Source organism: Paenibacillus sp. FSL H8-0537 (genome assembly GCF_038051995.1).
Taxonomy (GTDB): domain Bacteria; phylum Bacillota; class Bacilli; order Paenibacillales; family Paenibacillaceae; genus Pristimantibacillus.
Genome location: NZ_CP150290.1, coordinates 3,917,444 through 3,932,922 on the forward strand (window position 1 = coordinate 3,917,444; position 15,479 = coordinate 3,932,922).

Below are 15,479 nucleotides of genomic sequence, written 5' to 3' on the forward strand. Positions count from 1 at the left end.
CTTGATATAGGTTTATCAGCACCAATGAAACGGGTCTGGCACACATGCGGGCGGCTTAGGCGGCGCAGCAGCCGTCATCATCTGCTCCCATGTAATGTGCTGTGGAGGCTGCTGGTTCAAATACTGCTTCAGCTTTTGCCCATTAGGACATGTCGTCGTACCGTCCATAACATCCTGAGTCATCTGTGTCGCAGCGAGCACGATTCGAACCTGTTCCATCGTATGGGTGTCATCAGAACGAATCACCATCAGCACCGATCCGTATACATGCAGCGTTTGATCAGCGTTTGCAATAATATAAAATTCCACATAGCCCTGCTGTAATTGAGAAGTACCCGTGCTGATATTGCTCAAATGCCATTTGCTGCCCGGGATGATGACTTGGTCGATGCTTGCAGTGGAGACGAGCGGATATCCCGCGCTGCTGAAAGCGTTCTGAATGTCAGAGGCTAGATTTTTCAAATCAAGCTCTTTGCTCATGGACTGTGGCAAATTAAACAAATGAACACCAATCGGACCGCCGGATACGTATAACTGCGCGTCTATTTTGATAATTGAATAGATCGGATAAATCGGATTTGAAGCATTTTTAATCGTCCAGTTGCTGCCCAGTGTTACAGCTGTTACAGTCGCCGCCGGATCCAGCGGATAATGGTTGCTTTGGAACTGGCTGCGCAGCGCAGCAGATATCGTCTGGTTGTCTAGATCGACCGCATACGATGACGGCAGCGTAAAGAACGGGCCTTCGTTTAGCGATACCGCTGCATTCGTTAATACTGCATTCTGCAGCTGTGCCTGCTGGAAGATTGCCCCTTGAATATTGGCAAAAGCCAGCGAAGCCTGCTTCTTGTTAATCGATGGCGTCAAATACGTGCCGTTCATCGTCGTTCCAATTAGATTGGCTGAATCCAGATTGCAGCCGTACATCCGGGCCTGCGAGAAATCCATGCTGCCGAGATTGGCATTGGCGAGATCGGCTTCCTCCAGATCGGCGTTATCCGCTTTTGCCGAGTTTCCGTACCAATTGACGCCCGACATATTGACCGCATACAGGTTCGCATCGGTAAAAATGGCATTAGGCATATAGGCACCCGCTAGAACGGCAGCATCATTGCTTGATACATACAGCCATACGTTCAGCACAGCTCCGCCGTTCGTAATGGTATATACCGTATTGTTATCGGTGATGACCCAGTTCTGGCTCGGAATGCGGACCGTGATGGTCGCGGCGTTCGAAAGCGGATACCCTGCATTCTGAAAAGCCTGACTGATCGCAGATGTGACAGCGCCGCCGTTCAAATCGGAGATGAGCGAGGTGCTTAGCGTAAACGCTTCCTGCTTGGCTCCAAGCTGCGCACCCGTCAAGTTTGCGCCAGTCAGCGTCGCATTGGATAAGGAAGCGCTGAACAGGGCGACTCCATTTTGCAGGGAAGCATTGGTCAGTGTCGCGAAGCTGAGATCAGCGCCAATTAGATTGCTGCCATCCAGCAGCGCACCCGTCAAATCCGCATGCGTGAAGGTTACGTTCTTTAAAGAACAATTGTTGAGGCGAACCTTTTGCATGATAGCCCCCGTAAAGTTCGTTTGGGAATCGATGATCGCTGTCGTCAAATCCTGGTTGTTTAGTGTCGAATTCGTCAACGTAGCACCGGGAATTTGAATGCTGTCCAGATTCGCCAGCAGCAGATTGGCACCGGTCAGGTCGGCTTTCGTCAGATTAGAATGAATGAGCACCGTACCATAAAGGTTTGCACTTGCCAAGCATGCCCCTGTCAGGTCAACACCGTCTACAGAAGCACTAGACAGGTTGGCAGATGTAAAATCACAGCCAGCTAGGCTCGCATCGGAAAGCGACACAAATTTCATAGTGGCGTTGCTGAAATCGACGTTCAAAGCCGTACACTTATCCAGAATGGCGTAGCTCATTGACGCGCTCGCAAAGCTCGAATTCGTAATAATCGTATCTGGTCCTTGGAATGTCGCTTCAAACAAGTTGCAGGAGTCTAAATTTGCACCGCTAAGATTGGAGCCGGAAAAATCAATTTGGCTGAGGTCAGCTTTAGCTAAATACGCCCATGACAAATCGGCCGAATGTATAACCGAGGCCTGCTGAATTTGCACCAGCCCCGGTGTGATTGACTGCTGATGGAATAAAGCCGTCGCTGGCGGATTGTCGACCGCTACTCTGCTAATCGTGCCTCCGCTCATATTGACGTCATACTGTGTGCCCGATACTTGCTCGACTAGCAAGACAGCATCGCCGCTTGAAACTAATATAAACCGTGCAGGAGCCCCGCTCCGATCCTCTGTTGCCGCATAGCTGCTTCCAGCATAGACAACATATTTGCCATTATTGGCCTGGAGCCAAAATCCGGTGCCGATATCTCCATAAGCGTTGAAGCGCTGGTCAGGAGAGACGGCGGAAGCCTGGACAGCCACCAGTTGAGAGGTAGAGCCATCCAGGCTAATAGATGTGCTTCCAGCTGTATCGCTGAATATCCATTTTCCGATAAATGTCATCATGGTCGAGGACATTCGTATTCCCCCCGCCGATTGTTAATTATATTTGACTGACTTCCTTGATGGAGACGCTGCCGTTAATTCCTGAATTCCCGTTCACGCCAGGTGCTCCGTTCGTTCCGGAAGCGCCATTAACGGCATTGGACGGGTTTTGCCCCGGTGCGGTTCCATTCGCGCCGCCTACACCGCCTACCCCTGCAAAGCCCGCACTGCCTCCTTGCCCGCCAATAGCACCGTTTGATTGGGCAAGAACTGGGATGGTAAGCGATGCGCTCACATAACGGATGGTAATATCGCCGCCGTTGCCGCCATTTCCGCCATTTCCCCCGCTTCCACCGTTACTGCCGTTGCCACCATTTCCACCCATTGCTGGGGGGATGGAGCTGGAGCATTTGGCATTCTGCTGGCCGGCGTTGCCGCCATTGCTGCCATTGCCTCCGTTGCCACCACTACCGCCATTACCGCCTGCACCACCTGCGCTAAAGATCGTAATCGGGCTCTGAGAAACAATGGATTGGCACTTCAAAAAGAAAGCGGAGGCTGAGGCGCCTGCGCTGCCCTGCTCGCCATTTTGACCCGAGACTAGCGCATTCTGGCCCTGCTGACCATTCGTAGCACTGGTACAATGCGGTGTGTCCTTTTTGTTGTACGTCCCGTTCATGCCGTTGCTGCCGCTTGTCGCCGCACTCTCGCCTTGCGTGCCATTCGCCCCATTGGTTCCGGTTGCGCCTTGAATGACAATATCGTAGCTTGCGCTCATGTTCTGCTGACCTCCTTCTATAATAAGTAGCGATTATTGCTGAGGGACGTTGTTGATATAGACCGTTCCGCTCGTGCCGTTTTTGCCATTTGCCCCTGGTGATCCCGCTGTACCGCCGCCGCCGTTCGGATTACCTTGTCCACCGTTGCCGCCATTGCCTGCCGCTCCGCCTTGCCCGCCTTGCCCTTTCGTCGGAACGCCAAGGGAGATAGAGCCATTAGGACCTAGCGATTGATACGTACAGTAAATATTTTGGCCATTGCCCGAATCACCGCCGTTGCCGCCGTTAGCACCGTTGCCGCCTTGACCTCCTTTACCTTGCGCGCCAGCTGAGCAATGGGAGGTCGAGCTGCCGCCATTACCGCCTACACCGCCAGCGCCGGCATTGCCGCCTACGCCGCCAGCACCGCCATTACCACCGCATGACATGAGCACGATCGGCCCTTGCACAACAGTTAGAGTAGCTTTAACGACTTGAGAGTCAGAGCCGCGAGAGCCGTTGCCGCCTTGCGTTCCCGGATTACCCGTTCCACCTGTGCCGCCTTGTCCTGCTTGTATGTCACAGGAATTTTTACCGTCAGAGCCTGCACTGCCCTGACTACCAGGATTTCCGTTGCCAGCGTTGCCGCCTACAGCCCCGCTTTGTCCGTCAGCTCCGATGCTTACAAAGTTGTTGGTCGGCGGCGAATCCGCAAGCATGGCTCCGCCCTCTTCCTGAATAAGCGTATCGACAAGCAAAGTGGCATTCGCTTGGTTAATAATTTGCCCGCCCGGTTGAATCGTAATGGTATTAAAGCTATAGGTAATCGGATTGTCGCCATCGCCAGCCAGAATAAGTGGGTTTCCTGGTGTGACCACAACATCTTGCCCTGCGCAGACAGCAAGCTGTGCCGGGAAGAAATGCTTTTGCAGCACCTCTTTATAAGATTGGACATTGTTTGAGTTGCCGTAGATATAAGTCTGATAGGCATTGCAGACGGCTGATTTTTCGAGTACAGACAGCTCCGAGTAAGTCTTATGGTTGTTGCTTGCATCCCATTCAGCGAGTGCTTCATGATGCTCTTGAAGCAGATTGCTCGCATAATGCTCGTCGGAGTTCCCACCAAATGACTTGAAATCATCAATCGATTCAATCGTTACATATAAAGGCTTAATCGCGGTGTCATGGTTTGGATTAGCCGAGATGTACGTGCCGCCTCCGCTCGTTGTAAGCGTTCCTTTTTGAATAATCTCATCGGTCAAACTAAATTTCGCCATAAATTGATTGCGGATATCTTGTGCAGTCAGCATTGTATAGTTCCTCCTAGGTTATCGGGGGGTGCCCGTTAGTTTTTAATGAACGTATTGCAGGTGAGAATAACCGGTGCTTCGCAAATGATTTGACCGCCTTGCTCAAGCGTCAGCGTATCGCATGTGACCGACACTGGATCATGTCCTTGAGGGGAAATAATAAGCGGGCTGCCAGCGGAGACGACAATATTCTGAGCAGTGAACGCGCTTAGATTCATTGGAAAGTACCGTGCATTTAAAATTTCGCTGTAGCTCTGCACCTCGTTTTGCCGGCCAGCCAGGCAGGCGCGAAGCGCGTCATAAAGCTGCCGCTCATCCAGCTCGGTAAGATCCTGGGTCTTCAAGCCGGATTTGCTTGCTGGCCACGGCTCAGGAATGTCAAGCTCACTGCTGCTTGAATCGTTGGTTCCGATTATCGACTGCAGCTGCTCTAAACTTTTAACCGTCATATTCTTGGCTGCCAGTGCGGATTCAAATTCCGGCCGAGTTGATAGATAGGTTGGCCCTGTCTTATCCCCTGTTGTAAGTGTGCCTTTGCTTGCATCCGCTTCGGACAAACCGAGAAGCTGCAGCGTTTGGCTGAATAAATCGCCCATGTTCGTTCCTCCCTTTCCTCGCCTGTTAGGATTGCAGTTCCAGCGCCATACAGCTACAGAATGTAGGTTTGTATGACGCTTAAGCTGCATCACATACTCTTGTATTCCTTCATGGCTGCTATTGATTCGAAGGCTGCTCCTTAAGCCACTGGAATGGAATAGACCTCCAGATTCGCGCCGCTGCGGATGACCTCATATGTCTGTGTCGAATCGGATACCTTCCAGTAGCCGCTTGAATTTATAGTTTGGATTGTAGTCGGGTTCGCCAGCGTAATACCGTTAGCTGAGAAAGCAGCCTGAACCGCCGCAACATTGGCATTATCGAAGTTCGGCTGGTCGCTGAGCGGCAAATCGAACAGCGGTGGAGTCGGAATCCAATGACTGATCGATGGTTCCGTCATGTTGTTCGGGCCTATAATGGGCTCGTAGTTCAGCGTATAGACATTGCGCCATACGTCAACGACAAGCTTCGCTGCGCTGATAAACTGCGGACTCGTCGGCTGTAATTTCGAATCCGGTGTACGGACAAGGAACGTGCCGTCCGGGTTATAGATGTCCAAAAAGTAATCGCTTGGCTCCTTGCCTCCAGCTACATAAGAAAGCACGTAGAGATAGCCTTTCGCTTCGACCGCTACGTCCAAATACGTGATGTCAGTGCGGTTTTCAGGATTATAAAGCAGCATGAAGGACAAATAGCGACTGACATTAAGAGTCTGGCTGCTCGCCGCATCGGTGGAGATGTAATACGATTGCGCGCCGTTCCAATCCTCTACCACCCAAACGCTGCCCTTCGCGCGGACATCAATGGTTACATTGTTCAGTACATCAAATACGTTGAGAACTAGATCGTTTTTCTTAATGCTGTAGTCTGCATTCTTGTTCGGGTCAGTAATGGTCCATGCCTCACCCGGCGTGATCACGGTAATGTATGTGCTGACTGCATGATTGCCCATTTGATCGCTTTCGTAGGTCAGATTTACGCCTTGAGCAGCAAAGGCATTAATGATGCTGTCTGTAAGCTGATCTTGATCCAGATTCTCTGCTAGCGATTCAGCTAGATCGAAAATATGTGTCAGGCCATTATTCTGGAATTGAAGCTGCAGCGCAGCCGAGAATACGCCTTTATCCAGGTCTGATGCATAGTCCGCAGCTTCAAGCGTGAACAGCTTATCACCAAGGAAGCTGGAAACCGGATTGCCTTTCGTATCGAAGGATTGAATTCGCTTATTAAGCGTTTCAAGAATCAGTACGCGGCCGTCTGGCGTTACGGAAATCGATTTCGGCCCTTGCAGCAGCCCTTGGCGAACCCCAAGCCCGGATACCATCTGAGCGTCAGGCGCATGCGCATCGTCGCTCGGCGCGTCTGGAATTTGAAGAATTTCCATCTTGCTGTCTTTCCAGCTGACGGCAATAACCGCTCCATCCGGATGAACGACCATCGCGTCGATATTAGAGAGGTTAAATCGTCCCCAGCTCTTCAAATTCGGGTCATTCAAACCAAATCCGCTTTGGCCGTCCATCAAGTTAACCTGGCGCAAATTCATTTGGCTGTTCCGGGTATCGAGAATGAAGTTGTTCAGGCTAACAGTCTCCTGTCCGCTACCATCTGGCTGAAGGCCGAATTGGTCATAGGCGATATAAGGCTGCACCGTAAGTTGAACCTCGGACGACTTGTAGCGTGACTGTGGATCAGCCAGCACAGAGACGTTCTGAGCCATATAACTCTGACCCGAGGCGCTCCATACATAGCCAATCTGGTAAGCTTGGTCATTCAGCGTAATATCGACCGGTTTGCAAATATAATGGCCACCGCTGCTGCAGTCCAGACTAGATATTGTGGCCGTCGGCAGATCACCGGCATGCCACACATGCTTACCCGAGTTTTGGTCGTATACGATTTTCTCTTTGTAGTTGTACTGTGTATCCTGAGTAAGCGGCACCAAAATTTCGGTGATATCCGCACTCAGAGAAAGGGAAGAGGAGCCGCTGCTCGGGAAAGCATCCATCCATTCACTCTGGTATTTGCCACAGAGCCAGCCGTTGGCCGAATAGATACCGGCTGTGATCTGGATGCTCCCGCCGACAGGCATATCCGCATAGGTCAGTTGCAGCGGCGTGTTCGATGTTGTAGCCGGCATCTTGCCGCTCAGCACGAAGTTCGTGCCCCCTTTGTACTGCACGGTAACCTGATAATGGTCAGATACAGCTGGCCATACCGCTGTTTCCGGATGCCCCGCCTCTCCATGGGCTGGATCTGGCTGCAGCTTGAAATTCAGATCCATCGTACGACAGATGTCAATGGACAGCGTAGCTGGCGAGGACAGAACTTCTCCAGTCGTAACCATCATTTCCGCAAAGTCGATCGCCATGTTGGCTGCCCGCAGCGCCCAGCCGACAAACGGCACCTCGTCCTCCAGCTCTGCGACCGTGATCTGGCCTGTGATATAAAGCGCCAGCTTCTCCAGCCCTTTAGCAAGCAGGATTCCAGCCATAGCGTCCGCGAAGCTAATTAGTACAGACTTGACATTGGTTAAGGCTGCAGCCGTTGTAACGCCACCGCCGACAATCGGAAACGCAACCGCAAGGGCGGCCACAATATTTTCGGTTTCAGACACGAAGTCCTTGAACCACTTGGTGCTCGTAATGGCTGCACCAGCGATTAGGAATATCGAAGGAATACCGTATTGAAAAATACCTGTAAGAATCGCGCCTGATGGATCGACATCTCCATCCCATTTTGAGGTGCCGAGACCCCCAAAGAGCAGCTTTAGCTGCGTAGCATCCTCTGGAAAAACGAACGAAAGCGTCGTCGGATCCGTTGGCATCGGAATACCAAGAATCGTATTGACGGCAGATACGCTAGAGATAAATTTCTTCTTGTCCGTCTCAAACCAGCCGGAAATCACGGATGGCAATTGATCTACCCAGCCTGAAGGGTTGGCGATCGCATCCCCGTTCTCATTGAAAAATTCCGCATAGGCAGTCAAGGTGCGCAAATACGTATTTTTCACTTGTATGGAAAAATTGCCTTTGTCACTAAAGGAAATCGTATCGGAATAAACGCTAAGGCCGTGGTGAGGAGTCTCCTCTTTCACTGTCCATTTGAACGACGGATCCCCAACAGCCTTGAGCGTTGCACGGGATGCTGAGAACGATTTTTGCAGCGAGCTCGTTGTGGAGCCTCCATCCTGCTGATAGGCAGTCTTGCCCTGATTGACCGACCAGGTCTGATTTTGCAGCGAATTATCGTTGCTGGCACTTTGCATGGCGCCCGTCATTGGTGAGGTTGCGTTTTGGACAGTTAAATCTGACCAGCTATATATGAGAATCGCATCCCCGGCTTTATGGGTACCCATGTCATAGCCGTACGTAAGGGGAGTGCCGTTTTGATCGACTGAATTTGTAATTTTAGCCCAGCCGCCTGTTGAGGATGCAGGACCCTGTTTGCTTAGAATTGTTGCTAGATTGTACACTTGGTTATATTGGGTAGGATTAATATTTTGAGGTGGTGCGATGTGATCGTTCAAAACGATATTCGCTGTATAAGGTTTATTGGAGGAGAGCTCCGGGTAGTGGAACAAAATTGACGTTGCAATATCCCATGGACTTAACAGATCCTCTGTATCAAGGTTGACCTGAAGGGCATCAGAAGTGTTAAGCTGGACGACACCAAGACTTGTCAGCTTGGGATGCAAATGCAGCGGGTTAGCGGCAAGCTTGCCCTTCAAGTGATTGACTCGGTGTACTTTCGGAATGTGAAAGGATACATGATGCAGCTTGGGGAGGTATACATTCGGATCGTCATCAGGAGAGGTTACGCGGATGCGGGTTAAACGATCACTTTGGAACACAGACTCGGATATTTCAACAAAATGCGTGAATTTCTGTCTATGCTGTTCAGGTATTAGTGCAAGCGCACTATTGGTCCTAGTCGAATCGAGCAGCGTTTGCGGTGTATGATTGTTCAGCGCATACTTTTTCTGCCCGATATGCAAGGTGAGCGGTACCTCCATTGAATTAGATACGAGCTCAAAGTGCAGGGTTTTGTTCATGGCTTCAGTCTCCTCTGAAAAATTAGTTATTTTCAAAAAAACGAGCATTTCTAATCTGACTGCGCCATGTTGTTATGAAATTGAGGTGCGAATACGGACATCCCCCTTCTTCGTGGAAGAGTGTTTCAGGTACTAGAAATGAGAGTCTCTTATCTATTCGCAAGGGATATTATATCAAATCATATCGAATTTTGGAATAAAATATAAAAATAGATTTGTAAATTTTTCTCTATCATTCAATCTTTACTATAGTTCAACCTATACTCACAATGGCGCACAAAAAAAGACAGCCCTTGATGCTTTCCGGTCAAGAAGGGTTTATATGTTTACATGGCTTGTAATACTCGAAGCATCAGCCTATAGGACAAGCTCGGATTGGAAATCTGATTGACCGTGCCTGACAAATACAAATCCCTCTCTGGACAATAATACGCAAAAGCCCCCGATAAACCGGAATGTCCGATTAACTCTGGCATTGATCGCAGCGGTGAGAAAAACCTAGGAAGCTTAAATTTCGCGATTCCAATGCCGTACTGTAACGGAAAAAAGATTTTATTCCAAACATATAGCTCACTCAAACATGGTTTAGGAAATAATTCACCTTCAAAAAAAGCCCTCAGAAACCGCATCAGCTCATCTGCAGTAGAGACAATTCCCCCATCTGGGCCGAAGGATGCCATGGCCTCTGGTATATGCAAGGAGGATTTTTTATAGTAAAGTGGCTTGGGAGTTTGATCATGGTTGTTTCTATAGAGGTAGGTTTTAGATAAAGCTAAGGGCTCATAAATGAACGACTTGAAAACATCTTCTAAATGGTTATTCATTACGTTCTCGATAATTTTGCCAAGCAATTGATAGTTGGTATCGGAATATAATGCCTTGCCTTTCTTACCAGGCGGGAAGTGTGGCTTCATTTGCTTTACGTCCTCCATCACCGTTTCGAATGACCATGCATGATCATGTCCAGCAAGGAGCTCAGCCTTTAGACTCTTACGGCCTTGTCTTTCCTGCCCAAAGTAATCGGGCAGCCCCGAAGTATGGGCCATTAATTGTCCAATCGTAATGTCGTAAGAATATTCGGTTCCTTGGTAGTGATGGATTCCCGCAAGAAGCTCCAAGTCTAGGTAACAGCTTATTTTGTCCGTCAGCTGGATTTTCCCCAGTTCTCTCAGCTTTAATATGGCTGCCGTTACATAAAGCTTAGTTGTGCTCGCGATAAAAAACGGATTGCCTGGACTCATATCGCCAGCCGCTCCTGTCCATATCAACTGTTTATTTCCTGATTCTATTCTAAGAACCGTCCCAAATATGTTTTTATTATCTACAGAAGAGACAAGAATGTCCTCAAGCTGCTTGTACAATTGTATTTTTATTGAAACCATCTCCCTCCCCTGCTAATTTACATCATGTACGGATTAAGCTTATGTTATAAATAGAAGTAAAATACCCGCATGCCCTGTTTTACATTCCTCCAAACAGTAGCAGGCGGGTATTTGTTCACTCGATACATTTAATACTTTTGGCAGTAATATCATCCGGAAGTCACCCTGAAAGAGATGCTGCGGCATTAAATTCCTGCGCCCTCCTATAGTTCAACGTCAAGCTCAGAGACAATTTTTTTGTAAACCCGACCATCATTTTTTCCATGAAACGAGTTCCATACCTGGGCAAAAAATGGCTCCCGCTTCGCACGCTCTTTGTAATTCCAGCTTTCTCGTTCACACACCGGGCAGAAATGTCCGCCCTCCAGCACAAGCTTGGGACTGGCGGTAAAGGTATGGCCAAATGCACGATCCAAATACTCGATACAACCTACGAAAGGCTCAACGTCGCCGAAAATAAAATAAGGAAGCGGGATTCGAACCGTGTTTAACCCTTTATTGGCAATATAAGCAAAATCGCGTTCCGTGATAAACGTCTTCCGATGTTAGGAATATCTGGCGACCTTCATATCATGGGGCAGCGTTCTACATAGCCATGTTTCGTCTTCATACTCCGTTCCTTCGAACATTGCCGGGTTCATCCATTTCTCGAGCACAAGCCAATTCCCCAAATTAACGCCTTTCACTTTCTTCATGAACGGCTTTCGAATGATTGATTGATTGAAGCCTATTGGAGCATATTCTACAAAGAAAATAGCAAGCGGCGTTATCCTTATGACGACGTTTCCTATATCACTTTCCGACTTCATTCCGGAAAATGAAAAAGCCGCCTCGTCTGTAGAAGTTACAGGGAGGCAGCTCGATCACACGTTGCTCTTATAATTATTTTTGAATTCCTGAGGCGATATTCCGGTCTCTTTGGTGAAAATACGATTAAAACTGGAGTAGTTATAATATCCGACCAACATGGCAACTTCCCCGATGCTTTTATCCGTATGAATAAGCAGATCCTTCGACATTTCCATTTTTTTATTGATCAAGTATCTGCTGATTGATACGCCAACCTCCTTTTTAAAGATCCTTGTTAAATAATCCGCATTTAGATGAACATGATTGGCAATTTGCTCCATCGAAACTTCTTCGGACAAATGAAGTTGGATGTAAGTCTTCGTCCTCTCAACCGGATTATCGCGATTCGCGTTCGTTTTATCGAAATTCCGCATTAAATCCATGGCGTGATTCACCCAAACAAACAGATCGTCCAAAGATTCCGAAGCTCTTTCCAACAACTTAAAGGAACGCTCGTCGCCAAACAGTTCGTTAATAAATACATGACGATCGCTGGCAAAAGCAAAAATCAAATAATAAAAATCTCTCGAGAATTTCGTTAGAAAATCACGGTTTATCGTGATCTTCTGTTCCTGCGTGGTCAGCCGCGCAGAAATTTCGATCAGTACCTGGTCATACCTTCCTTGTTTTAACCATTCCCTCCACTTGGCTGTTGAATTGTCCGAATAGTCGAGCTCCGCTTTGTGAAAGGTCCATTGATGAAGAAAAAATACATTGGATTCATAAATGACATTATTGAAATCACCCTCTTGAAGCGATTCAATGATCGCTGGCATGTCGTAAATAGTCTGTTTGAGACCCACATAGCAGCAGACGATTTCCTTGATATACTTTTCTGCGGCATCGATTAATAGACGACAGCATTCCTCGATTCTCTTATATAAATGCTTTACATCCAAACCTGGGTTCATTCGGAGCATAACTAGTACAGACGTGTCCGAGAAAGAGATCATATCCTTCTCGGTTTCGTGAATAACGACAAGCTCATCCGCTATGTTTCTGAGCGCATATTGCAATAATTTTTGATCGACTTTACTAAATTCCTCCGTCCATTTCTTTGTCACGATCAAGATGGGAAGGTATCCCTTCTCGAGATCGAAATCCAGTCGTTTCTGACGGAAGTAGTTGGTGAGACTATCCCTGTTCGGCGATATTTCTCCAAGAAAAAAATCTTTCCAGAACTGCTTGACCACCGTTTTCTTATTCTGAATCCAAGAGTTGCTATTCTCTTTCAAGATGCTCTCTGTATGGATTTTCTCTATGGTATTCGAGAGTACATGCTCTACTTTGGAGTAGTCTAACGGTTTCAAGATATAATCGAGACTACCTAATCGCATGGCTTCCTGTAGAAAGTGGAAATCCGCATGGCAAGTCATAAAGATGCACTTCACGTTTGGAACATGCTCGTTGGTCCATTTTAACAACTCGAGCCCCGAGCCCATCGGCATTTCGATATCGCTAAGCAGAATGTCGATCGGATAGTCGCCTAGCCTGCGAATCGCATCCTTTACATTCGTTGCCGTATAGATGTTCCGGATCTCCAGCTTGTCCCATTGTATTCCATTTTGCACCGCTTCGATCGCGCTTATTTCATCATCAACAATCAGCACATTCATATACGGAATCTCCTCCTGATGCGGACTTGACTTCTATCCTTCCAGACTTATAATGAGTATAACATGATCGGCCTAAATCCTATGTTATGGAGAACTTAGATGAAACAATTGCTGCATAAGGATGTTTACAATTCGATTTTTTTTAAAATCCTCGCTATTTTTGCTATTTTAATTCCAGTAATCGGAATTTTTATCTACAACAATTACCAATCCCGCGACACGCTTGTTAATCAAGTTCAGGATACGCACAAGAACTTGCTGGAGTCCTATTGGTTGCAAATCGACAATCAGCTTAACAATGCGGCCACCTTCGCTATCAATACCGCCTTGTTCCAGAACGACCCTCAACTTGCTCTAAGCAGCAAGGAATCAGAATCCGTGTTAGCCAAACAAAGAATTTCTTTGACCCTGTCAGAACAAATCGTCAATATCGGCAATATTATCGATACGCTCTTCGTCTTTACCGACGATGATTTTATACCTGCACACAAAATAAGTCTGGAAACTGCGGAACGAAGCGCCGTTAAATCCTACGTCATAGAAATGGCTCCGGAGCTCGAAACGAACGGTATGAAATCGCGGTGGAATATCGCAAAGATTAATAACCATTTCAGCATGGTGTATATAAGTACTGGCGACAATGGCGTAGTAACCGGTTTTTACGTGAATTTGGACAGGCTGATAAGCCATTATACCCCAAACGACAGCCAGATTTCCTTATTATTATTGCGAACTCAGGAAGCAACAACGGTTCGTTCCGAGCATTCGGAAAGCGGCGTTGTCATTACAGTATCGTCTCGAGCTGCGCCCATCTCTTTTGTTGAGATCATCCCTTTCGATACCATCTTGAAGTCTTTGCCATTCATGCAGAAATATACGTTGATCGTATCGATTATGGTTTTATTGCTTCTGCCCTTCACGTACTTTTTATTGAGAACCATCGTGGTACAACCCATTCAAAAGCTGAATAATGCGATGAAACATATCCAGCGAGGCGAGCTTCAATTCCGTATTTCTCCCTATCGCGTGTCGAACGAGATTGCCGTCGTCAACCAAACCTTTAACCAGATGATGGATGAGGTTCAGGAATTGAAAATAAGCGTTTATGAAGAGGAAATCAAGGCCCAGAAATCCCGGCTACGCAATCTTCAAATGCAAATACAGCCGCATTTTATAATCAATTCGTTAAATATGGTCTACAATCTATTAGAGAACAATGATCCTCAAACTGCAAAAAAAATGATCGTGCATTCCGTTGATTTCTATCGGTACATGGTAAAGGTGGATATTGATCTTGTCCCTCTGTACGAAGAAATCAGACACGTCAATACGTATCTTCAGATACAATCGATCCGTTATAAGAACAAATTCACCTATTCCATCGAAACCAGTCCGCTAATTGCGGACATGCTCGTGCCGCCCATGCTCATTCAAAACTTCGTGGAAAATTCGATTAAGTATGCCATACAAGCCGATAAAAACATTCATATTTCGGTCAACGTTGAATCATTCGAAGTCGACTTCTACCCTTATGCCAAGATTATCATTTCCGATACGGGATATGGCTACCCGGATCACCAACTCGAACGGTTGAATCAAGGCAGAGTCATCATTGACCAAAACGGCGAACATATCGGGATCCGTAACAGCGTGCAGCGCCTTTCCCTATTGTTCGAGGGGAAAGCGAAGTGGCGCTTCTTCAATCAAAACGGCGCAGTAAGCGAGCTCATTGTTCCCGCCCAATTCACCGAGCAAGTCGATTCCTTTCAGCTAGACGAAGAATAAGCCATTCCGAGGAATGGCTTTTTTCTTGTGAGTCTGTTAGGCGTGAATCGAAGCGCCGCCGTCGACATTAAAGGTTTGTCCGGTTATGTGCCTCGAATCATCGCTTGTCAGGAAAACAACGACCGGCGCGATGTCTTCGTAAGGCTCGCCGGGATTCACGATGTTCACGTTAATATTGTCAGGTCCCCACTCCCGCTCCCGAACCGAAGTTAATGATCTTACCCCCATTTACCTTCAGGTACGGGTAGCATAGTTTAATCATATTCCATGTCGATAGCAATCACGTACGGTAACTGACATCCAATGTTTCCAAATCATGCTCGAGGATCGAGTGCGGCGGTTTGATCGCGATGGCCAAATTAATCAAGATGTCGATCCCGCCGAATTTTTCTCCTGCCGAGGAGATAAAGGACTGGACTTGATCCAGACTAGAGACATCACATGTCGTCGCGACAACAGCAGCTCCTTTGCTCTCGCACATTTTCGCCGTTTCGTTTAAACATTCTTCATTAATATCGCATAAGGCCAGCATTGCGCCTTCTTCCGCGAAACAAATGGAAATAAACTTGCTGAGCCCACCGCTGGCTCCTGTAATCACGGCAACTTTCCCGGATAATTTCCCTATTGTG

Annotated in this window: 12 protein-coding genes; 1 reads left to right on the forward strand and 11 read right to left on the reverse strand. The window is 47.6% G+C overall.

Going from position 1 to position 15,479, the window contains the following annotated elements:
• Positions 1 to 15: 15 nt before the first annotated feature.
• From MHB80_RS16445 to MHB80_RS16485, 9 genes are all read right to left on the reverse strand, one after another.
• Entirely contained in the window at positions 16 to 2,535 is a 2,520-nt protein-coding gene (locus MHB80_RS16445) for a pentapeptide repeat-containing protein (protein ID WP_341278006.1), read from the reverse strand.
• Between the two features lie 25 nt (positions 2,536 to 2,560).
• Positions 2,561 to 3,280, reverse strand: a complete 720-nt coding sequence (locus MHB80_RS16450) for a hypothetical protein (protein ID WP_341278007.1) — start codon at positions 3,278 to 3,280, stop codon at positions 2,561 to 2,563.
• Positions 3,281 to 3,313: 33 nt separating this feature from the next.
• The gene (locus tag MHB80_RS16455) at positions 3,314 to 4,570 is read right to left on the reverse strand and encodes a hypothetical protein (RefSeq protein WP_341278008.1); all 1,257 of its coding nucleotides are present in this window, start codon (positions 4,568 to 4,570) and stop codon (positions 3,314 to 3,316) included.
• A gap of 35 nt (positions 4,571 to 4,605) precedes the next feature.
• On the reverse strand, positions 4,606 to 5,166 hold the full coding sequence (locus MHB80_RS16460) for a hypothetical protein (protein WP_341278009.1): 561 nt from the start codon (positions 5,164 to 5,166) through the stop codon (positions 4,606 to 4,608).
• A 140-nt stretch (positions 5,167 to 5,306) separates the two neighbouring features.
• Positions 5,307 to 9,218, reverse strand: a complete 3,912-nt coding sequence (locus tag MHB80_RS16465) for a hypothetical protein (protein WP_341278010.1) — start codon at positions 9,216 to 9,218, stop codon at positions 5,307 to 5,309.
• Positions 9,219 to 9,544: 326 nt separating this feature from the next.
• Positions 9,545 to 10,600, reverse strand: coding sequence for a serine hydrolase domain-containing protein (locus tag MHB80_RS16470; RefSeq protein WP_341278011.1), 1,056 nt, complete (start codon positions 10,598 to 10,600; stop codon positions 9,545 to 9,547).
• Positions 10,601 to 10,803: 203 nt separating this feature from the next.
• Complete coding sequence (locus MHB80_RS16475; RefSeq protein ID WP_341278012.1) at positions 10,804 to 11,016, reverse strand: hypothetical protein; 213 nt, start codon at positions 11,014 to 11,016, stop codon at positions 10,804 to 10,806.
• 129 nt (positions 11,017 to 11,145) lie between these two features.
• Positions 11,146 to 11,295 (reverse strand): hypothetical protein, encoded by a 150-nt coding sequence (locus MHB80_RS16480; protein ID WP_341278013.1) that lies wholly within the window; start codon positions 11,293 to 11,295, stop codon positions 11,146 to 11,148.
• A 168-nt stretch (positions 11,296 to 11,463) separates the two neighbouring features.
• Positions 11,464 to 13,065 carry an AraC family transcriptional regulator gene (locus tag MHB80_RS16485; RefSeq protein ID WP_341278014.1) on the reverse strand — a complete coding sequence of 534 codons (1,602 nt, stop codon included), beginning with the start codon at positions 13,063 to 13,065 and terminating at the stop codon, positions 11,464 to 11,466.
• 99 nt (positions 13,066 to 13,164) lie between these two features.
• Here MHB80_RS16485 and MHB80_RS16490 point away from each other — a divergent pair, with 99 nt between their 5' ends.
• Complete coding sequence (locus tag MHB80_RS16490; RefSeq protein ID WP_341278015.1) at positions 13,165 to 14,850, forward strand: histidine kinase; 1,686 nt, start codon at positions 13,165 to 13,167, stop codon at positions 14,848 to 14,850.
• 36 nt (positions 14,851 to 14,886) lie between these two features.
• On the opposite strand, the gene MHB80_RS16495 is transcribed toward MHB80_RS16490, so the two are convergent.
• Together MHB80_RS16495 and MHB80_RS16500 are read right to left on the reverse strand one after the other, a co-directional pair.
• Positions 14,887 to 15,078, reverse strand: coding sequence for an SDR family oxidoreductase (locus MHB80_RS16495; RefSeq protein ID WP_341278016.1), 192 nt, complete (start codon positions 15,076 to 15,078; stop codon positions 14,887 to 14,889).
• 52 nt (positions 15,079 to 15,130) lie between these two features.
• Positions 15,131 to 15,448, reverse strand: coding sequence for an SDR family oxidoreductase (locus MHB80_RS16500; protein ID WP_341278017.1), 318 nt, complete (start codon positions 15,446 to 15,448; stop codon positions 15,131 to 15,133).
• Between the last annotated feature and the right edge of the window lie 31 nt (positions 15,449 to 15,479).